Origin of the sequence: Mycolicibacterium aurum (genome assembly GCF_900637195.1) — a bacterium.
GTDB classification, from domain to species: Bacteria; Actinomycetota; Actinomycetes; order Mycobacteriales; family Mycobacteriaceae; genus Mycobacterium; species Mycobacterium aurum.
On record NZ_LR134356.1, the window covers coordinates 2,858,627 to 2,877,918 of the forward strand.

18 protein-coding genes are annotated in these 19,292 nt (G+C 65.3%); 12 read left to right on the top strand and 6 right to left on the bottom strand.

Translation table 11 applies throughout. The annotated features are described in order from the left end of the window. Positions 1-42: 42 nt before the first annotated feature. Complete coding sequence (locus EL337_RS13630; protein WP_048633745.1) at positions 43-903, top strand: SDR family oxidoreductase; 861 nt, start codon at positions 43-45, stop codon at positions 901-903. On the opposite strand, the gene EL337_RS13635 is transcribed toward EL337_RS13630, so the two are convergent. Further along, the gene (locus EL337_RS13635; RefSeq protein ID WP_048633746.1) at positions 884-1,744 is read right to left on the bottom strand and encodes an alpha/beta fold hydrolase; all 861 of its coding nucleotides are present in this window, start codon (positions 1,742-1,744) and stop codon (positions 884-886) included. The two genes, EL337_RS13630 and EL337_RS13635, sit on opposite strands and share 20 nt — an antisense overlap. Positions 1,745-1,986: 242 nt before the next feature. Here EL337_RS13635 and EL337_RS13640 point away from each other — a divergent pair, with 242 nt between their 5' ends. Together EL337_RS13640 and dmpG are read left to right on the top strand one after the other, a co-directional pair. Next, complete coding sequence (locus tag EL337_RS13640; RefSeq protein WP_126316571.1) at positions 1,987-2,904, top strand: acetaldehyde dehydrogenase (acetylating); 918 nt, start codon at positions 1,987-1,989, stop codon at positions 2,902-2,904. Then, the gene (gene dmpG / locus EL337_RS13645; RefSeq protein WP_126316573.1) at positions 2,901-3,959 is read left to right on the top strand and encodes a 4-hydroxy-2-oxovalerate aldolase; all 1,059 of its coding nucleotides are present in this window, start codon (positions 2,901-2,903) and stop codon (positions 3,957-3,959) included. The genes EL337_RS13640 and dmpG overlap by 4 nt, the downstream gene beginning before the upstream one ends. A 10-nt stretch (positions 3,960-3,969) precedes the next feature. On the opposite strand, the gene EL337_RS13650 is transcribed toward dmpG, so the two are convergent. Next, the gene (locus tag EL337_RS13650; protein ID WP_170216921.1) at positions 3,970-4,509 is read right to left on the bottom strand and encodes a TetR/AcrR family transcriptional regulator; all 540 of its coding nucleotides are present in this window, start codon (positions 4,507-4,509) and stop codon (positions 3,970-3,972) included. 349 nt (positions 4,510-4,858) lie between these two features. Between EL337_RS13650 and EL337_RS13655 the strand changes: the two genes are divergently transcribed. From EL337_RS13655 to EL337_RS13695, 9 genes are all read left to right on the top strand, one after another. Then, positions 4,859-5,299, top strand: a complete 441-nt coding sequence (locus tag EL337_RS13655; protein WP_048634453.1) for a nuclear transport factor 2 family protein — start codon at positions 4,859-4,861, stop codon at positions 5,297-5,299. Positions 5,300-5,333: 34 nt separating this feature from the next. Then, complete coding sequence (locus tag EL337_RS13660; RefSeq protein ID WP_048634454.1) at positions 5,334-6,779, top strand: NAD-dependent epimerase/dehydratase family protein; 1,446 nt, start codon at positions 5,334-5,336, stop codon at positions 6,777-6,779. Between the two features lie 148 nt (positions 6,780-6,927). Beyond that, the gene (locus EL337_RS13665; protein WP_048634455.1) at positions 6,928-8,217 is read left to right on the top strand and encodes an MFS transporter; all 1,290 of its coding nucleotides are present in this window, start codon (positions 6,928-6,930) and stop codon (positions 8,215-8,217) included. A 92-nt stretch (positions 8,218-8,309) separates the two neighbouring features. Further along, positions 8,310-9,041 carry a FadR/GntR family transcriptional regulator gene (locus tag EL337_RS13670; protein WP_048634456.1) on the top strand — a complete coding sequence of 244 codons (732 nt, stop codon included), beginning with the start codon at positions 8,310-8,312 and terminating at the stop codon, positions 9,039-9,041. Between the two features lie 28 nt (positions 9,042-9,069). Then, a complete protein-coding gene (locus EL337_RS13675; protein WP_048634538.1) occupies positions 9,070-9,840 on the top strand; it encodes an SDR family NAD(P)-dependent oxidoreductase in 771 nt (256 codons plus the stop codon). Positions 9,841-10,003: 163 nt separating this feature from the next. After that, positions 10,004-11,329 (top strand): four-carbon acid sugar kinase family protein, encoded by a 1,326-nt coding sequence (locus tag EL337_RS13680; protein ID WP_197724231.1) that lies wholly within the window; start codon positions 10,004-10,006, stop codon positions 11,327-11,329. Positions 11,330-11,372: 43 nt separating this feature from the next. Continuing rightward, positions 11,373-12,260: an NAD(P)-dependent oxidoreductase gene (locus EL337_RS13685; RefSeq protein ID WP_048634539.1), complete on the top strand. Its 888-nt coding sequence runs from the start codon at positions 11,373-11,375 to the stop codon at positions 12,258-12,260. Positions 12,261-12,542: 282 nt separating this feature from the next. Further along, positions 12,543-12,923, top strand: coding sequence for a hypothetical protein (locus EL337_RS13690; protein ID WP_048634458.1), 381 nt, complete (start codon positions 12,543-12,545; stop codon positions 12,921-12,923). A 413-nt stretch (positions 12,924-13,336) separates the two neighbouring features. Continuing rightward, positions 13,337-16,081, top strand: a complete 2,745-nt coding sequence (locus tag EL337_RS13695) for an AAA family ATPase (RefSeq protein WP_264035361.1) — start codon at positions 13,337-13,339, stop codon at positions 16,079-16,081. A 26-nt stretch (positions 16,082-16,107) separates the two neighbouring features. On the opposite strand, the gene EL337_RS13700 is transcribed toward EL337_RS13695, so the two are convergent. From EL337_RS13700 to EL337_RS13715, 4 genes are read right to left on the bottom strand one after another with little or no spacing between them, the layout of a single operon-like run. Further along, positions 16,108-16,758, bottom strand: a complete 651-nt coding sequence (locus tag EL337_RS13700) for a nitroreductase (protein WP_048634460.1) — start codon at positions 16,756-16,758, stop codon at positions 16,108-16,110. A 60-nt stretch (positions 16,759-16,818) separates the two neighbouring features. Then, complete coding sequence (locus EL337_RS13705) at positions 16,819-17,559, bottom strand: SDR family oxidoreductase (RefSeq protein ID WP_048634461.1); 741 nt, start codon at positions 17,557-17,559, stop codon at positions 16,819-16,821. Further along, positions 17,556-17,969 (bottom strand): cupin domain-containing protein, encoded by a 414-nt coding sequence (locus tag EL337_RS13710; protein WP_048634462.1) that lies wholly within the window; start codon positions 17,967-17,969, stop codon positions 17,556-17,558. Before EL337_RS13710 ends, EL337_RS13705 begins: the two co-directional genes overlap by 4 nt. Next, positions 17,962-19,131 carry an NAD(P)/FAD-dependent oxidoreductase gene (locus EL337_RS13715; protein WP_048634463.1) on the bottom strand — a complete coding sequence of 390 codons (1,170 nt, stop codon included), beginning with the start codon at positions 19,129-19,131 and terminating at the stop codon, positions 17,962-17,964. Before EL337_RS13715 ends, EL337_RS13710 begins: the two co-directional genes overlap by 8 nt. Positions 19,132-19,292: the final 161 nt, after the last annotated feature.

Consider the following 19,292-nt stretch of genomic DNA (forward strand, 5'->3'; position numbering starts at 1 on the left):
GCCCCGCCTGCGCGGCAAGAAGATCTGACGGAGGAGTGCCGCGTGGGTACCTATGTCGTGAGTGGATCCGCTTCGGGGATGGGGCGTGCGGTCGCCGAGCGACTGGTCGCGGCAGGACATTCGGTGATCGGCGTCGACATCAAGGACGCCGATGTGGTGGCCGATCTGTCAACCGCGGCGGCGCGGCATGCCGCAGCCGACGCAGTCTTGGACAGATGCGGGGGTGTCCTCGACGGCGCTGTCCTCGCGGCCGGTCTCGGTCCGATTCCGGGCCGCGACGACACGATCGTGCAGGTGAACTATTTCGGCGTCGTCGACCTGCTGATCGCGTTGCGGCCGGCGCTCGCGCGTGCAGGAGCTGCGAAGGTCGTCGTTGTCGCCAGCAATTCGACCACCGTCACACCCGCCGTGCCGCGACGCGCAGTACGAGCTCTGCTGAACGGCGATCCGGCGAAAGCCCTCAGGGCCGTCCGCTGGTTCGGGAAACGGTCGGCGCCGATGAGCTATGCGGCCACGAAGATCGCGGTGTCCCGGTGGGTGCGGCGACACGCCGTCACGCGGGAGTGGGCGGGTGCGGGCATCCGGCTCAACGCGCTCGCCCCGGGCGCCGTCATGACCCCGCTGCTGTCCGAACAGCTCTCCAACCCGGCGGAGGCCAAGGCCATCAACGCGTTCCCCGTTCCGGTGGGCGGGTACGGCGACGCCGGCCATCTCGCGGACTGGATGGTCTTCATGCTCTCCGACGCTGCGGAATTCCTTTGCGGCAGTGTCATCTTCGTCGACGGCGGTTCGGACGCGTACTTCCGCTCGGAGTCCTGGCCGGCACCTGTGCCTGCCGGGCAACTGCCGCGTTACGCTCTGCGATTCCTTGCGGATCGGCGCGCTAGGCGTCGGTTTGGGTGAGAAAAGCCAGCACTGTTCGTTCAAAAGCCGCCTTGGCTTCGATCATCACCCAGTGGCCGCAGTTCGGGAACACGTGCAGTTCAGCGTTCGGAATCGTCCGCATCGGCACCAGCGCCATGTCCAGCGGGCTGACACGGTCATCGCGTCCCCACGTGAGCAACGTCGGAGCCGCGACCTTGTGCATCGTGGCCCACGGCATCGGCACGTCGGCGTGACGCATCATCTCCATCATGGCCGCGAAAGCGGCCTTGCCATACATGCGTCGGGCCGCGCTGAGGGTCTCGGGGTCGGTGGCCAGTTCCCAGCGCTCCTCGATCAGTTGCTCGGTCACCAACGCCTGGTGGTAGACCATCGAGCGCAACCAGTCGATGAGACGTTGCCTGGTGGGCTCCTCGGTGAACTCCTGAAGCAGTCGGATGCCCTCGCTGGGCCCGGGGCTGAAAATGTTGGTGCCGATGCCGCCGATGGTCACGAGTTTGCCGATCCTGCTGGGGTGCTTGATCGCGAAGTTGATGCCGACGCCGCCGCCCATCGAGTTGCCGATGACGTCGACGCGTTCCAGGCCGAGTGCGTCGACGAACTGCACGGCGGCACCCTGAGCATCCACCATCGGGTGGCCACCGAAGTCGTCGCTGACCCCGAATCCCGGAAACTCCAGCACCAGGCAGCGGAAGTGCCGGGCGAACACGTCCAGATTGCCGCGGAAGTTCCGCCAACCGGTCACCCCAGGCCCGGACCCGTGAAGCAACAGCAGCGGGGGACCGTCGCCGGCCTCGTGATAGCGCAGGGTTCCGGACGGCGTGCTGACCTCGCGCCGGGTCTCGTGGAAATCGACAGTCATTCTCTGATTCCACATGATCGTCGCCACGAGAACACACCCGGTGCCGCACAGTGGGATGCGTCGCGCGTATGCGCGATGTGAGGTAGCAGACGTCCGGTCAGTGGGCGCCGCGCTACATCCGACCTGCCGCGCGCCACACACTTGTGTCGCTGATGCTTTGTGGGCCAACAGATGCGAGCACTGGCGCAATCAGGCGTTGCCTGTCGAGTACACCTCGATTTTCAGTGATAGGGGATTAGCGAATGCCTGACAGGGCGTCTGTGGCGATCGTCGGATCCGGCAATATCAGTACTGATTTGCTCTACAAGCTGTTGCGGTCGGAGTGGTTGGAGCCGCGGTGGATGATCGGTATCGATCCGGAGAGTGAGGGGCTGGCGCGGGCCCGGAAGTTGGGTTTGGAGACCAGTCATGAGGGTGTGAACTGGTTGTTGGGTCAGAGTGAGTTGCCGGATTTGGTGTTCGAGGCCACGAGTGCGTATGTGCATCGGGACGCGGCGCCGCGGTATGCCGAGGCGGGTATCCGGGCGATCGACCTGACTCCGGCGGCGGTGGGTCCCGGGGTGATCCCGCCGGCGAACTTGCGTGCGCATCTGGATGCGCCGAACGTCAACATGGTGACCTGCGGTGGGCAGGCCACGATTCCGATGGTGTATGCGGTGAGCCGTGTGGTGGACGTGCCGTACGCCGAGATCGTGGCGTCGGTGTCGTCGGCGTCGGCGGGTCCGGGGACGCGGGCCAATATTGATGAGTTCACCAAGACCACCAGTGCGGGGGTGGAGGTGATCGGCGGCGCCAAGCGAGGCAAGGCGATCATCATCTTGAATCCGGCGGATCCGCCGATGATCATGCGCGACACCATTTTCTGCGCGATCCCCGAAGACGCCGACCACGACGCGATCACGGAGTCGATCAAGGACGTCGTCGCCCAGGTGCAGACCTATGTGCCGGGTTATCGCCTGCTCAATGAGCCGCAGTTCGACGAGCCGACGGTGTACAACGGCGGCGATCACCTGGTCACCACGTTCGTCGAGGTCGAGGGTGCGGGTGACTATCTGCCGCCGTATGCCGGAAATCTCGACATCATGACCGCTGCGGCGACCAAGGTGGGCGAGGAGATCGCCCAGGAAATCCTGGCTGCCACCACAGGAGGCCACGCATGAGTACCGACGGCATTTATTTCGACCCGATGTGGGATGTCCGGATGACGGACACCTCGCTGCGCGACGGCAGCCACCATAAGCGTCACCAGTTCACTCTCGATGAGGTCGGTTCTATCGTCGCCGCCCTCGATACCGCGGGTGTGCCGGTCATCGAGGTGACCCACGGCGACGGATTGGGTGGGTCGAGCTTCAACTACGGGTTTTCCAAGACCCCGGAGCAGGAGCTCATCAAGCTGGCCGCGGAGACGGCCAAGGAATCCAAGATCGCGTTCCTGATGCTGCCGGGGGTGGGCACCAAGGAAGACATCAAGGAAGCCCAGAACAACGGCGGTTCGATCTGCCGGATCGCCACCCACTGCACCGAGGCCGATGTCTCCATCCAGCATTTCGGCCTGGCCCGTGAACTGGGTCTGGAGACGGTCGGGTTTCTGATGATGAGCCACACCATCTCCCCGGAGAAGCTGGCTGCCCAGGCCCGGATCATGGCCGATGCGGGTTGTCAGTGTGTGTATGTCGTGGACTCTGCGGGTGCGCTGGTGCTCGAGGGTGTCGCCGACAGGGTCAGTGCGTTGGTGGCCGAGCTCGGCGATGACGCCCAAGTGGGCTTCCACGGGCACGAGAACCTGGGCCTGGGGGTGGCCAACAGCATCGAGGCGGTCCGCGCGGGTGCCAAGCAGATCGACGGGTCGTGCCGGCGCTTCGGTGCCGGGGCAGGAAATGCGCCGGTCGAGGCGCTGATCGGGGTGTTCGACAAGATCGGTGTCAAGACCGGGATCGATTTCTTCGACATCGCCGATGCCGCCGAAGAGGTCGTCGCTCCGGCGATGCCGGCCGAGTGCCTGCTGGACCGCAATGCCCTGATCATGGGCTACTCCGGGGTGTATTCCAGCTTCCTCAAACACGCCATCCGTCAATCCGAACGCTACGGCGTGCCCGCCCACCAACTGCTCCACCGCGCCGGCCAACGCAAACTCATCGGCGGCCAGGAAGACCAACTCATCGACATCGCACTGGAAATCAAACGCGAACAAGAAACCACCGCGACACCCGGTTAGCGATCGCGAGTCACGTGGTCGGTGACAGTCGGCTCGTCATCAGATCCGCTGCGGTACGGGCCAATCGGTCCTGGAGCTCGGCAACGGTGGCGCGCCCATGTATGACGGACAGGGCGTTGATCACCCAGCAGTCGCCGAACAGGCTGCCGATGTCCTGCTGCAGTCGAGGGGAGATGTCGGACCTGTCGAGCCCCGAGAACACCATGCTCAGTGCCTCACGGACATGATCGGTATTCGCGGCGGCGGTGTGGTCCGCGCAAAGGTACGCACGACATACAGCCTGGGCAAAGGGCGTTGCTGCACAGAGAGATTCAGTCATCCGGTAGATGACCCGCCGCAACCGTTCGGTGGGGTCGGCGATCGGGGCCAGCTCTGCGCGTATTGCCAGGTCGTTTGCCACTATCCAGCGGTGGAAACACGCGACCAGTAGGTCATCCTTCGATGAAAAGTAGTGATAGATGGTGCTTGTCGAGACACCGGCGTCCTCTGCGACCAGTCGAAGTTGGACGGCGTCGTAGCCATCGGCAGCGAGGGTCACTGCGGCGCTCACGATTCTGTGCCGACGTTGATGCCGTCCGGCGCTGAGGTCGCGCACGTGCCGTGGATCGTCGCCCCTGCTCCACAAGCCGGCCACGTCCTTGATGTACGGCACGGTTGATTCCTCTGCAAGACGATGTCGTCACGAGGCTATGGGCGTCAGCCCACAGCCGTGCTGACGCTTCTCGACCAGCGGGACGGTGACGGTTCTCGCCTGCGTCTGCGCGAGTGGCGTCGGGTGCAGGCATAGTCGCGTCGCATCCCGGCCAGTGGGCGAACCAGCCGCCGTGGCGAACCGGCTTCGGCAGAATCAGCAGACAACGATGTCCGGCGAAACGACGAGGAGCCTGGGGGAGCGGCACATGGCGAACGAGCGGTCAGATCGGTTCAGCGACGAGCGAGACATCCAGAGGGCACTGATCACGTTCGCGCGTGCGATGGACGACCGTGACTGGATCGCCTTGTCGGAGATCCTCTCCGACAACGCCGTCGGCGATTTCGGCACGGGTCGACTGGAAGGATGCGCGGCCATCATCGAGTTGATCCGAGGATTTCTGGACAACTGTGGCGTTACCCAGCACCTGATCGGCAACGTCCTGGTCGACGTCGACGGCGACCATGCCACAAGTCGTGCGTACGTGCAGGATCTACATTTGTCGCGCAGCAATCCGGACGTGACCTTTCACACGCTCGGCGACTACCACGACCGATGGGAACGTCGCGGGGGACGCTGGCGCTTGGTCCAGCGCATCAAGGACAACCGCGCCACGGTGGGATCGCTCGAGGTTTTCGCCGCCAGGTGACTTGTTCGGCGCAGGAAGGCACAACAGGAGATCCATGACGACGAAGCGCACTCGTGTGTTCCTCACCGGCGCCGCGGGCAACTGGGGCCGGTTCACTCTGGACGAGTTTCGTTCCCGGGCAGACAGGTTCGACGTCATCGCACTGGTGTTGCCAACTCCAGGCGACATGTCGGCGATACGCCAATACGAGGAGATGCCCAACCTCGAGGTGCGCTTCGGTGATCTCACCGACTATTCGGCGGTCGAACAATGCGTCAGGGGAGCGGACTTCGTCGTCCATCTGGGCGGGATCGTCTCACCGGTCGGTGACGACAACCCCGAGCTGGCCCATCGCGTGAACGTCGGCAGTATGCGCAACATCGTGCGAGCCGTACTCGCGCAGCCGGACCCGTCGGCCATCGGGGTCGTCGGCGTCGGCACCATAGCCCAGACCGGCGATCGCAACCCGCCCCACCACTGGGGCCGGATCGGCGATCCATTGCGGTGTGCACATTTCGACGGTTACGGGCAGAGCAAGATTGTCGCCGAGAAGGTTCTCGTCGACTCGGGTCTGCCCAAATGGGTCTGGCTGCGACAGACGGGCATCTTTCATCCAGGGATGCTGGCCATCCGTGATCCGATCATGACCCACTCGCCGTTCGGCGGGGTCATGGAGTGGGTTTCGGCCCAGGACTCGGCACGCTTGGTGGCCAACCTCTGCGAGGACGATGTCGCATCGGAGGTGTGGTGCAACATGTTCAACATCGGCGGCGGTGAGCAGTGGCGGCTGACGAACTGGGAACTGCAGACGCGCATCTCGGCAGCTATAGGTGTCCGTGACGTTCGCAAGTGGTATGACCGCGACTGGTTCGCGACCAAGAACTTCCACGGCCAGTGGTACACCGACTCAGATGACCTCCAAGCGCTGGTCCCGTTTCGCGCCGACACATTCGATGCCGCACTCGCGAGCGCGGTGGCGAAGAACCCGTCGCTGAAGATGGCGGGCCTCATGCCACCCTGGGTCGTCAAGAACCTCTTCCTCAAACCCCTCACCGTGAAACCGCGGGGCACGATGGCGTTCGTCAGAGATAACGACGAGGCCAAGATCAAAGCCTACTTCGGGTCCCGCCGAGAGTGGGCGGAGATCGGGGATTGGAGCACGTTCTGGCCGCCGCGACCGAGCCGGGTCCCTTCGCTGCTGGATCACGGCTACGACGAAGCCAAGGATCCGGCGGAATGGACTGCCGCCGACTACGCGGCGGCCGCGGACTTTCGCGGCGGAGAACTGGTATCGACCGAGGCGGATGCCGGCGACGTCGCCGCTCGCCTGAAATGGCGGTGCGCGGATGGGCACGAGTTCACCGGTAGCCCAAGGCTTGTGCTGTGCGGTGGGCACTGGTGTCCGCAGTGTGTATGCGACACCGCCGACTTTCCACGGCAGGCTGCGCGCAATCGCTTCCTTGCTCAGCTCGAAGTGTACGGCAGCGTCGTCGGAGCGTGAAGCAGCGCGTGCGCATCGTGTCGGTCTACCCGCAGCGGCGTGACATGGCCGCAGTTGTACTCCCGTTCGGTGAAGCGGGACGGTATCTGTCGGAGTTGATGGCGCGAGATGGCCGTCATCGGACGCCACGATGTCCAGGAGATGCGCGATGACGGATGTAGCGCAGGGTTCGGTCGGGCTGCGCCGAGTGGCATTCTCCAGCCTGCTGGGGACGGCCATCGAGTTCTACGACTTCCTCGTCTACGGCACGATGAGCGCGCTGGTGTTCGGATTGGTGTTCTTTCCGGAATCCAACCCTGCGGTGGGCACCATCGCCGCCTTCGGCACTCTGGCGGCAGGCTACGTGGCGAGGCCGGTCGGTGGAATCCTGTTCGGGCACTTCGGCGACCGCTTGGGACGCAAGTCGATGCTGGTGCTGACGATGGTGCTCATGGGATCGGCCAGTTTTCTCATCGGGCTCTTGCCGTCCTACGCATCGATCGGTGTTGCTGCTCCGGTGCTGCTCATCACGCTGCGTGTCATCCAGGGCGTCGCGATCGGAGGGGAGTGGGGCGGAGCCACCCTGATGGTGACCGAACACGCCGAAGCCCATCGAAGAGGGTTCTGGAACGGTGTCATGCAGATGGGGTCGTCGATCGGCTCACTGCTCTCGGTCGCGGTGGTCACCGCGATCACCCTGCTCCCCGACGACGATTTCTTGTCCTGGGGTTGGCGCGTGCCGTTCCTGGTCAGCTTGCTGCTGCTCGCGATCGGGATCTACGTCCGCGTGTCCATCACCGAAAGCCCGGTTTTCGAGGCGGCGAAGAATGACAGATCCGAGAGCAGACCATCGCTGCCGCTCGTCGAGATCCTGCGCACGCCGCGCACGCTGGTTCTCGCGTGCGCGGTGGGCATCGGGCCGTTCGCTCTGACGGCCCTCATCAGTACCTACATGATCAGCTACGCGACGGCAATCGGTTATCACCGGACCGATGTGATGACCGCGCTGATATTCACGTCTTTGACGGGGCTGATCGCGATCCCACTGTTCTCGGCGGTGTCTGATTACGTGGGCCGTCGCCTGGTGATCGTCAGCGGCGCAATCGGCATCATGCTTTACGCGTGGCCGTTCTACGCCCTGGTCGATATGCGGTCACAGACTTACCTGATTGCGGCGATGGTGATCGCGCAGGTGATTCAATCCATGATGTACGCACCGCTCGGCGCCCTGTTCTCCGAGATGTTCGGCACGGCGGTTCGCTACACGGGTGCATCGATGGGCTACCAATTCGCGGCACTGTTGGGGGCAGGCTTCACGCCGCTGATCGCGAGCAGCCTTCACGCTCACGATGTCTCGCGAACACCTCTGGTAGCGCTGGCTGCAGTGTGCGGACTGGTCACCGTCGTTGCCGTGTGGCGGCTCAGCGAAACCCGCGGTACAGACCTGACAACGGTGTAGAGGACCGTTGCTTGACAGTAGCTGTGCTCTCCGTCACTCTAGAGACATCAGACGTCTGATGTCTGCATGAGGTGTCAGGAGGGAGTAGGGCTGTGGCGTTGCCCGAAGAGCTTGCGGACATGCTGCTGGGGTCGATTGTGGACGGGCAGTTCCCGAGCGAGTCGGTCCTTCCCTCCGAAGGGGAGCTGGCCCAGAAGTATGGGATGAGCCGCCTGACTGTCCGTGAGGCGGTGCGCATCCTACGTTCGCAGAACATCGTCTCCATCCATCGTGGTCGCGGCACCTTCATCAACCCACCGCAGGCGTGGAGGTCTCTTGCCGCCGTCGTCCGCATCGAGGAACGCCGGTCACCCTCCGGCGGAGTGTCGAGACGCCTGATCGAAGCCAGGCGGATGGTCGAGATCGGCGCAGCGCAACTCGCTGCCGTCCATCGGTCGAAGGAAGATCTTGAGTCGCTGGCCGCCAGCATCGAAGAAATGCGGCTGGCGAACAGGCAGAGCCAGGTGGAACTGTTCGTCGAGGCGGACATCGCCTTTCACGACGTGATCATGCACGCGACGGCAAACATGTTCATCCCGTTCATGTTTGAACCATTCGGCCACCTGCTGATCGAGGCCCGCACGGAGACCTCGGCGATCCCTGAGATTCAGGTGAACGCCATTGCCATGCACGAAGCGATCCTCGAGGCACTCATCTCGGGAGACCCGAAGAAGAGTCGCGACGCGATGGAGGCGCACATGGACCAGACCGAGAACGACTTGCGCCGGTATGTCATTGATGCCGATCAGCCTGCAGCACAGGGTGCGAACCGCGACGCCCCATGAGAACTATCGACCGAAAGGCGACCCGACCATGAGCCCAACACTGCCCGCCGAACGGACCGCCGTCATCACCGGCGGCGCATCGCCGCGAGGCATCGGCCGCGCGACCGCCGACCGGCTGGCCCGTGACGGGTGGTCCGTGGCAATCGTGGACATCGACGAAGCTGCTGCCACACGCACAGCCGAAGAGCTGGCCGACAGGCACTCGGTGTCCACGCTCGGTGTGGGAGCCGATGTCGCCGAAGAGGATTCGGTTCACGCTGCGGTGGTTCGGATCGAGTCGGCCCTGCCGCCCATCATCGGGCTCGCCAACATTGCCGGGGTCAGTTCACCGACGGAGTTCCTGGACGTCACGCCGGCGGAGTGGGACCGAGTATTCAACGTCAACATGCGCGGTACGTTCCTCGTCACCCAGCGGGTGCTGCCCGCCATGATCGCCGCCGAGGTCGGCCGCATCGTCAGCGTCTCGTCCATCTCGGCCCAACGTGGTGGCGGGACGTATTCCAAGGTGGCCTACAGCGCGTCCAAGGCGGCAGTCATCGGGTTCTCCCGCGCCCTGGCGCGGGAGATGGGTCCGCACAACATCACGGTCAATTCCGTTGCGCCCGGACCGATCGACACCGACATCATGGGCGGAACCCTGACCGACGAGCGCAAGGCGCAGATGAGCGCCGACATCCCGCTGGGGCGGGTCGGCACCGTCGAGGAGGTCGCCGCCCTGATGGCCTTCCTGATGAGCGAGGACGCCGGCTTCATCACCGCGGCCACCTACGACATCAACGGCGGACTGCAGATGTCGTGACACTGTTTCACCCATTCGAGGAGTTCGGATCATCGCGAAAAATACCGACACCCACGGCCCATCAGCCGAGCACATTCTTGCCACGGCACCACCCCTGAGGCGGGAACCAGCTGCACGAGAACAGATCCGGACAGTCAACGCGGCTACCGGCCGCCGTATCGCGGTGCTCGACGACGATCCCACAGGATCGCAGACCGTGCACGACGTCAGCGTCGTCACCGTGTTCGAAGACGACGAGTACGCCGCCGGTCTGGCCGAGCCGGGATCGACGTGCTTCATCCTGACCAACACCCGCAGCCTCTCGGAGAGCACCGCCGTCGAGGTGAACACCGATGTCTCAGCGAGCCTGTACGCACTCGGCCAGACTTTCGGCGGTCCCATGGAAGTCGTGAGTCGAGGCGATTCCACGCTGCGCGGCCACATCATCGCCGAGATCCGCGCGATCGACGCCACCCGTCGCCGTGTGACGGGGGCCGGCTTCGACGGCATCTTGTTGATACCGGCCTATTTCGAGGCGGGCCGGTTCACCGCCGGGGACATCCACTGGGCGAGCGTGGGCGGGACTCCAACCCCAGTCGGTGACACGGAGTTCGCTCAGGACGCGACCTTCGGATACACGTCGTCGACCTTGCGGGACTTCGTCGCTGAGAAGAGTGGGGGCACCATCACCGCGGACGAGGTGCACAGCATCACCCTCGACGATATCCGGATCGGCGGGCCACAGAAGGTTGCCGAGATTCTGCACGGGGTCACCGGAGGTGCATTCGTGGTGGTCAACGCCACCGATTACGCTGACCTGGAGATTGTGGTTCTCGGGTTGCTTGAGGTCCAGGCGCAGGGGCGCAGTTTCGGTTACCGCTCCGGACCGTCGTTCGTCAGGGCGCTCGCGGGTCTGGATCCACAGGAACCGCTTTCCGCGCAACAGATTTGGCCTGCCGGCAACCCCGGCGGTCACGGCCTGGTCGTCGTTGGCTCGCACGTGGGCCTGACGAGCAGGCAGGTGGTCAAGGCGCAGGAGCGCGGCGGGATGGCTGAAGCGGAATTGCACGTACCCGCACTGATCGACGCCGACAGTCGGGACGAACATGTCGCCGAGGTCGCGCGCCACGTCATCGACGCGCTGGCGACCTCCGATGTCCTACTGTTCACCAGCCGGACCCTGATGCGCGGCGGCGATGCCGACGACAGTCTGGCCATCGCGCGGACGGTGTCCACCGCTGTCATCGACGTCGTCCGCGCCTCGCTCGCCGCGCGGCCCGCATGGATCGTCGCCAAGGGCGGAATCACCTCTCACGATGTCGCGGTCCGCGGACTCGGCATCCGGCGCGCAGAGGTCATCGGTCAGCTGTTCCCCGGCATCGTGTCGGTCTTTCGTCCCATCGAGGCGGCACCTGAAGCTGTCGGCATCCCGTACGTGGTGTTCGCCGGGAACGTCGGTGACGACGACACCCTCGCCGATGTCGTGGACCTGTTCGCCGGGCGGCGATGACGACCCCGTGTGCACCACCACCCCGTATGAGAAGGAAGCTGAAATGACCAACGTCGGATGGATCGGCCTGGGGGCCATGGGGTCACCGATGGCCTCGTGCGTAGCGAAAGCCGGGCACCTCGTCACCGCCTTCGATATCGACCCGCAGAAGGCAGTGGCCCTGGCGGGCGACGGTGTGAAAGCCGCTGCCACCGTTCGCGACGCCGCAGTCGGCGCCGACGTCCTGGTGCTCATGGTCGCCACCGCCGACCAGGCCGAAGCGGTGCTGTACGGCGACGGCAACGCTGCTGAGGCGCTGCACTCTGGCAGCGTGGTGCTGCTGATGGCCACCGTCGGACCGGCCGCTGTCGAAGACTGGGCGCAGCGCCTGGCCACGACCGGCGTGCAGATCGTCGACGCTCCCGTGTCAGGCGGTGTCGCCAGGGCCGGACGGGGCGACCTGCTGATCATGGTCAGCGGCGCCGCAGCCGCTGTGGAGACAGCGCAGCCCTTGCTGGACGCGATGGCCAGCAACGCTCCCGTTGTCGGGACGGAGCCAGGGGAGGGGCAGAAGGTCAAACTCGTCAACCAACTGTTGTGTGGCGTGCACATCGCCGTCGCGGCGGAAGCCCTGGCCTATGCCGAGGCGCTGGGCCTGGACGCCGGTACGACCTGGGAAGTACTCCGCCACGGCGCGGCCGCGTCGTTCATGCTCGACGACCGCGGCGCGCGGATGATCGACGACTCCAACGACGACATTCGCTCCACCACTGACATATTCGTCAAAGACATGGGTCTTGTCACTGCAGCGGCCCGCGCCCAGTCGTATCCCACGCCGCTGGCTTCCGCGGCCGAGCAGCTCTACCTCGCGGGTCGGCGCGCCGGCCTCGGACGTGCCGATGACTCGTCGGTGATCCAGATCCTTCGTGGCACCGCAACGGCGTCCAGATGAGATCATCGCTGGCGTAAATTATCCGGACAGGCGTCAAAGGTATTGAACGAAGCGTCAATTCATCAACCGTCGGGTGCATGTGGCGCTTGGCTAAACCCCCAGTGCTGTGAGCTTTCCAACAGAAAAGCGGGTAACGCCGGCCGTGCCGATGACGGTTAACACTATGAAAGCGTTTGGCGGCATGGCTGCCCGGTCACTCTGACTCTCTGTAGTGACTCCGCAGGTGAGGATCACATCAGCCTGGGCGGCCAGTGTCGTGAGACCGCAATCGAGGAGGAAATCATGACACAGTTCAAGAAATTCGCGACCGGTGCGGTGGTTGCCGCCGCGCTGGGATCGACCCTGGTTGGCGTAGGTGCTGGCATAGCGCAGGCGAAGCCGGGTCACGGAAACGACGACTTCTGGGTGCCGGGCGACCCGCCGGGCCACAACCCGTTCGGACCGCCCGGACAAGTAGCCAAAGGTAATCCGCCCGTGATCGGTTTGACCGGCGTTCCGCCCGGTCACTGGGGTGAACCGGTGCGTTACGGGCTGCCTCCCGTGTGGCGGCCGTATAACTGGGTCGACCTCGGAATCCGCGACCTGCAACCGCTGGTGTGGAACCCCGGGACGAACTCATGGGGTATCTGGTGGAACGGACTCTTCATCGGGTACGCAGCCTGATCAATCAATGACGATGGCCGTCGGGAGTACATCCTGGCGGCCATCGGTCTGTCTGGACCCGCGTCGGGCGGGTCGGATGCCGCTGGCGACAATGGGTGGTCCGTCTCCACCTGGATCACGCGGTCAGCACGGCGCGGCCTCGTTCATGCTCGAGGACCGCGGTGCGCGGATGATCGACAACTCGAACGACGACATTCGTTCCACCACGGATATTTTTGTCAAAGGCATGGGTCGTGTCACTGGCGTCCTCTGCTGTGCTTCGACGACAGAAGCGGCCAGAGCATCGCTATAGACCACGGAAACGCCGTGGTCCACGGGTAGCCCTGCATTCGGTCGTTCGGCATGAAAGGATTTGCTGGTAGCGCGGCCCCGCTGGCCGCATCCGGCGTTTCAGACAGGTAGGCATCTCGATCGTGACGGCGATCCGCGACCGAAGCAATGCGGTGTTGCCGGGTCGCGTCGCCGAATGCCAGGCACTTCTGGAGATGGTGGACGCGCTGCGCTCGGGGCGCAGTGAGGTGCGGGTGCTCGTCGGTGAGGCCGGTATCGGGAAGACGGCGCTGCTGACGTTCCTGCGGCAGGGCGCCGCGGACTGCACGGTGTTGACCGCCCTGGGTGTCGAGTCCGACATGGAGTTGGCCTTCGCAGGTCTTCAGCAGTTGTGTGCGCCGGTGCTGGATTACCGGACGGGGCTGCCGCAACCGCAGCGGGAGGCGCTGGAGCGGGCTTTCGGCCTCAGCGACACCGGCCCTGCTCCGAATCGGTTCCTGGTGGGGTTGGCGGTCCTCGGGCTGCTCGCGGCTGCCGCTGCCGACCGACCGGTGTTGTGTGTGATCGACGACGTGCAGTGGCTGGACCACGTGTCGGCGCAGACGTTGTTCTTCATCGCTCGCCGTGTGCAGGCGGAGTCCCTGGGTTTGGCGTTCGCGTCACGCACCCCGATCGAGGGCACCGCGGGATTGCCCACCATGACCGTGGGCGGGCTCGACGACGGTACGGCACGCACGTTGCTGGAGTCAGCGTTCCCCGGTCGCCTGGATGCGGCGATCCTGGATCGGATCGTGGCCGAAGCGCGGGGAAACCCATTGGCACTGCTCGAGACTTCGAAGGACATCATGTCCTGGCACACCCCGACCGTCAGCGCGGGCGTCGAAGAGCATTACCGCGCCCAGATCGCCGACCTGCCCGACGACACCCGCATGCTCCTCCTTGTCGCGGCCGCCGAACCGGTGGGGGACCCGGCGCTGCTGTCGCGTGCCTCTGCGCATCTGGACCTCAAACCCGCGGTGATGACCCGTGCGCACGACCTCGGTCTCATCGCGGTCGACACCCGGGTGCAGTTCTGCCATCCGCTGGCGCGGTCGGTGGCTTATCGCTCGGCCACCGCCGAACAACGCCGACTGGCGCACGCGGCGCTGGCGGCGGTCACCGACCCCGCTGTTGATCCGGACCGGCGGGCCTGGCACCGCGCCCTGGCCGCCGATTCCCTTGACGAGCAGGTAGCACTGGACCTCGAGCTTTCGGCTGGCCGGGCGACACAGCGCGGCGGAACAGCCTCTGCCGCAGCCTTTCTGACGCGCGCGGTGGAGTTGACCCCAGATTCCTCCGCCCGGACAGGTCGGGCGCTCGCGGCGGCCGAGGCCCACCGCGAGATCGCGTCCTTCGACAGCGCCCGCCGTCTCTTGGCTGTCGCGGATCTGGGGCCGCTGACGGATCTGCAACAGGCCCGGTCCGCGCAACTGCGGACCAGGCTGGCGTTCGCCTCCGCGCGCGCCGACGGCGACGCCGACGAGCTGGTCGCCGCCGTCGCGCAGTTCACGGCGGTGGCAGGGCAATTGGACGCACTGGACGACACCCTGGCCACCGAGGCGTACCTGGAGGCGCTGACCGCCGCGATGTATGTCGGGCGCATCGCAGAAGGTTTGGCCGCCGGTGTTGCTGAGACGGCGCGCGCCGCGTTGGCGACGCGGCAGGCGAAGACCCCACTGGATCTGGTGACGCATGCGCTGGCCGAGCGGTTGGCGGTGGGTGCGGTCGAGGCGATGCCCGCCATGCGCCGCGCCCTGGACGCGCTCAAGGTCGCCACCCGCGACGGAGGCCACGGTTGGTTCTGGCGGGCATTTCCCCTTGTTCACGACTGTCTGATCCATGAGACGTGGGACGACGGCTGGCGTGACATCTCAGCGCACGCGGTTCGGCTGGCCACCGACAGCGGAGCGCTGGCGCTGCTGCCGTCGGCGCTGCTGTCGCGTGCCGGTGCCGCGTTCGAGAACGGTGAATTGGCCTCGGCAAGTGCATTTGTCGCAGAAGCCAATGACCTGGCTATCGCCATCGACTACGCCCCTCTGAAGTACCACCGGATCATGGTGGCGGCCTGGCGGGGCGACGAAGCCGAAACCACCCGATTGGCGACGGAAGCGCTGGAATCCGGTCGGTCCCGCGGTGAGGGGCGGGTCATCGGACTGGCGCTCTACGCCACCGTCGTGCTGAATGTCGGACTGGGTCGCTACGCCGACGCCCTTGCCTCTGCCCGTCAGGCCGCTGAATACGATGATCTGGGTTTCTATCCCGAGCTGTTGGCCGAGATGGTCGAGGCCGGTGTGCGCGGCGAGGACCGTGAGGTCGCCGAGCAGGCGTTCGACCGCCTCCGGGACCGGACGCGGGCAGCCGGTACGCCGCGTGCGCTGGGTTCGCTGGCGCGCTCGCAGGCGCTGCTCAGCAGCGGCAAGCAGGCCGAAGCGTTGTACCAGGAATCGATCGGCTATTTCGAAGCGACGTCGCAACGGATCCAACTGGCCCGGGCACGGCTGCTGCACGGGGAATGGTTGCGCCGCAACGGCCCTGTCACTGCCGCACGCGGGCCGCTGCGCCTCGCCCAACAGGAATTCGTACAGATGGGGTCGATGGCCTTCGCCGAGCGGGCTCGCCGCGAACTGCAGGCCGCCGGAGAGAAGACCCGCAAGCAACCGACGACCGCCGGTGACGAATTGAGCCCACAGGAGCGACAGATCGCCGAGCTGGCGGGCCAGGGCCTGACCAATCAGGAGATCGCCGGCCAGCTGTTCATCAGTGCGCACACTGTGGAGTGGCATCTGCGTAAGGTGTTCACGAAGTTGGGAATACGATCGCGTCGCGAGCTCCGGCGCAGATTCCACTAGCTGTGTGGGGCAAGGGGCGTCCCACGTCAGTGCTGGAGCAAGACCACGTTCTCGGCCACCGGGTTGCGTGGGGTGGTGATGCTGTTGGCCGCAAACGCCGGGTCGGCGTAGCCGATGCAGATTCCGCAGAGCACGGCGAGCTCATCGGGGATGTCGAGTTGTTGGCGCACCACCTCGGGGTAGAGGGCGGTGGAGACCTGGATACAGCTGTCGAGGCCCCGTTCGGTCAACGCAAGCAGTAGCGTCTGCAGGAACATTCCCACGCCGATGGCATCGGGCAGACCGAGGTCGCGGTGCATGCAGACGATGCCTGCCATCGGGGCGTGGAAGAAGTCCCAGTTGCGCAGCTGCGCGGTCCACCGGCCCGCGTCGTCGTCGCGGGCGACGCCCATCGCGCCGTACAGCAGAGCGCCCAGCTGGCGGCGCAGGTGACTGTGCGACTCCGGAAGCCCCAGTGTCGGCGGCGGCGTGGTGCGCACCTGGTGGGCCAGCGCTGCGCCGAGGCGTTCCCGACGCGCACCTGTCGTCAAGAACAGCCGCCAGGGCTGCACGTTGGAATTTGACGGTGCGCGCATGGCCAGCGTCAGCGCCTCCTGCAGTAACTCCTGCGGTACAGGTTTGTCCGGCAGGAACATTCGGGAGGAATGCCGGCGAAGCACCACGTCGGCGAGGTCCATGATTCTCCTTTCAGACGGCGGTGCCGCCGATGACCTGTGCGGTGCACCCGGCGAGGTCGCTCATCGCTCCAACCAGTCCGAGAGCCGCGTCGTGCCCAGCTCGGCGCCGTCGCCGGTCACCAGGCTGTACCGCTGCACCGGGACCCCGGAGTAGGTGGCCTGGGGATCGACCACGATGGGAAGTTCCTTGCCCTGTGCGGCGAAGACGGCGCGGGCCAACTCGGCGAAGGACATCTTCTCCGGCCCACCGAAATTCAGCACACCGTTACGTGGCGCTTGGGTGGCCACCCGCGCGACGACGCCGGCGACCTCGGCGGCGGCGACGGGTTGGATCAAGGCATCCGGTGCATGGACCACCCCTTCGACCACCAGCGAATCGGCTATGGCCTCGGTGATTTCGTGGAACTGCGTCGCCCGCACGATGGTGTACGGCACGCCGGAGTCGGCTATGAGCTCTTCCTGGAGATGCTTGCCAAGCAGGTAGCCATCGGCCTCAATGCTGCCGACGCCGACGATCGACAACACCACGTAGTGCTGCACCTGGGCCTTTTTGGCCTGCGCAAGGAGCGTGGTGGCCGAGCTGGTGAAGAAGTCCAGTGCCGGAACGGGTTCCAGCGTGGGGGAGTTGAGGACGTCGACAACCGCGTCGGCGCGCTCGAAGGCCGCGGCGACTCCGTCACCACTGACGGCATCGACGCCGGAGGACCGGGAGGCGGCATTAACGTCATACCCAGCAGCGGTGAGCAGTTCGACGACCTGTGCACCGATCTGGCCGGTAGCGCCCACCACGGTGATCTTCATTCATGTCCCGTCTGGAAGCGGCGGTCCTTGCGTTGTTCGAGTTCCTTGTCGTCGACGAGGACGAACATGTCGACACCTGGTTGACAGAGCATGGTCACCAGAAACCGCAATGGGATGTCATCGCGATTATTGCCGTCGGAGTAGTGGATGACGTCGCCGCCGGGCTCCCAGAACGCTTCCCCGGCTTTGACGACCCGCGGAGCGTCTCCTTCCAGCTCGAAAAGCATCTCGCCTTCGAGGACGTAACCGAAGCACGGTCCGCCGGGATGACGATGCGGCGGCGCACCTTTGTCGCCGGGGCCCCATTCGATGACCGCGGTCATCGCGTCGGCGCCCTCCGGAATATGGGGTGGAGTGACTGACTGGATGACCGTCATCGCCGTCATCAGCTTGTCCAAGACATCAGACATTGGTTGTCCCTTTCCTCAGATTCTTCTGCCGCTTACCGCCTTTGGGCCAGAAGTAGCTGCCCGGTTTGCGGGCCTCCTTGGCCAGGAAGGACACCGTGCCCTTGCACACCGATTCCTTGATGTTCGCGGCGAGATGACCACCGAGGTGCATCGGCAGGGCCTCGTCGTTGAAATGCGACATCTGGATGGTGCCGGCGTGACGGCCCAAGCTGATGCACTGACCCACCGAGGCCGGATTCAGGTCCTTCGGCTTCGTATCGTCGAGGCGCGCGAGGAGGGTATCGGCGGCATGAGAGGCCAGGGGCATGGCGAGCTGGCAGCTCATTCGCAGTGGGACCCCTGAGGGGGAGGCGGCATCGCCGGCTGCGATGATCGTGGGATCGTCGACACTGGTGAGGGTCTCGTCGGTGAGCAGCCGACCGAGCCGGTCGGTGCGCAGATCGCTGTCAGCGGCCAGCGTGGGTACACCGAAGCCGGCGGTCCACACGGTGGCCGCACTCGGTAGTTCTGTGCCGTCGCGCAGAGTGATTCGGTCTTTCGCAACGCGTGTGACGGTGGCGTTGTCGACCACGGTGACACCCAGCTTCGCCAGGCGCTTGGCCACCGACTTACGGCCGCCCGTGGCCAGTGACGGACCGAGGGCACCGGTTACCAGGGTGACGGAACGGCCGGCTTCGGCGAATTCGGAGGCGGCCTCGATACCTGTCAGCCCGCCACCAACGACCACGATCGGCGTCTGCAGCGGGACGTCGACCAGGCGAGCGGTCAATCGCCGTGCCGCCTCCAATTCACCCAGTGGGTAAGCGAACTCGGCGGCGCCGGGCACAGACGGTGGCACCGGGGCAGTGCTGCCGACGGCGTAGATGAGGTAGTCGTAGTCGAGGACGCTGCCGGATGCCAGGCGCAGTCTCTTGGCGTCGGCGTCGATGCGTTCGGCGCTGTCGACCACCAGCTTGACCGAGTCGGCAAGCACCGCCGAATAGTCCTCGACAGCGTCGTCGTTGCCGGCGACCAACTGGTGCAGCCGAATCCGTTCGACGAACTGCGGCCGCGGATTCACCAGGGTGACGTCGACGTCTGTGCGTTGGAGGAGGCGGTTGGCGGCCAAGACGCCGGCGTATCCGCCGCCGACGACTATGACGCGGGTGGCGTTGGTGCTCATCTGTTTCCCCTCGGTATGGCGTCGTTGCTGAACGCACCGGACTCGGTCTGCGGCGCGTCGCCGTCGTGATTCACAGACCGAGCCAGGGGGACCGCTGCCGCGGTGCTCCACACGTCAGCGAACTCGCCACGGGACATGGCAACGTGCTTCATGCAGACGAC

What these genes read in the sequence shown, in the direction of transcription:
- EL337_RS13635 (WP_048633746.1), bottom strand. Translation starts at nt 1,744, where the DNA reads ATGACTGTCGATTTCCACGAGACCCGGCGCGAGGTCAGCACGCCGTCC.
- EL337_RS13665 (WP_048634455.1), top strand. Translation starts at nt 6,928, where the DNA reads ATGACGGATGTAGCGCAGGGTTCGGTCGGGCTGCGCCGAGTGGCATTC.
- EL337_RS13675 (WP_048634538.1), top strand. Translation starts at nt 9,070, where the DNA reads ATGAGCCCAACACTGCCCGCCGAACGGACCGCCGTCATCACCGGCGGC.
- EL337_RS13640 (WP_126316571.1), top strand. Translation starts at nt 1,987, where the DNA reads ATGCCTGACAGGGCGTCTGTGGCGATCGTCGGATCCGGCAATATCAGT.
- EL337_RS13705 (WP_048634461.1), bottom strand. Translation starts at nt 17,559, where the DNA reads ATGAAGATCACCGTGGTGGGCGCTACCGGCCAGATCGGTGCACAGGTC.
- EL337_RS13655 (WP_048634453.1), top strand. Translation starts at nt 4,859, where the DNA reads ATGGCGAACGAGCGGTCAGATCGGTTCAGCGACGAGCGAGACATCCAG.
- EL337_RS13690 (WP_048634458.1), top strand. Translation starts at nt 12,543, where the DNA reads ATGACACAGTTCAAGAAATTCGCGACCGGTGCGGTGGTTGCCGCCGCG.
- EL337_RS13700 (WP_048634460.1), bottom strand. Translation starts at nt 16,758, where the DNA reads ATGGACCTCGCCGACGTGGTGCTTCGCCGGCATTCCTCCCGAATGTTC.
- EL337_RS13710 (WP_048634462.1), bottom strand. Translation starts at nt 17,969, where the DNA reads ATGTCTGATGTCTTGGACAAGCTGATGACGGCGATGACGGTCATCCAG.
- dmpG (WP_126316573.1), top strand. Translation starts at nt 2,901, where the DNA reads ATGAGTACCGACGGCATTTATTTCGACCCGATGTGGGATGTCCGGATG.
- EL337_RS13660 (WP_048634454.1), top strand. Translation starts at nt 5,334, where the DNA reads ATGACGACGAAGCGCACTCGTGTGTTCCTCACCGGCGCCGCGGGCAAC.
- EL337_RS13715 (WP_048634463.1), bottom strand. Translation starts at nt 19,131, where the DNA reads ATGAGCACCAACGCCACCCGCGTCATAGTCGTCGGCGGCGGATACGCC.
- EL337_RS13685 (WP_048634539.1), top strand. Translation starts at nt 11,373, where the DNA reads ATGACCAACGTCGGATGGATCGGCCTGGGGGCCATGGGGTCACCGATG.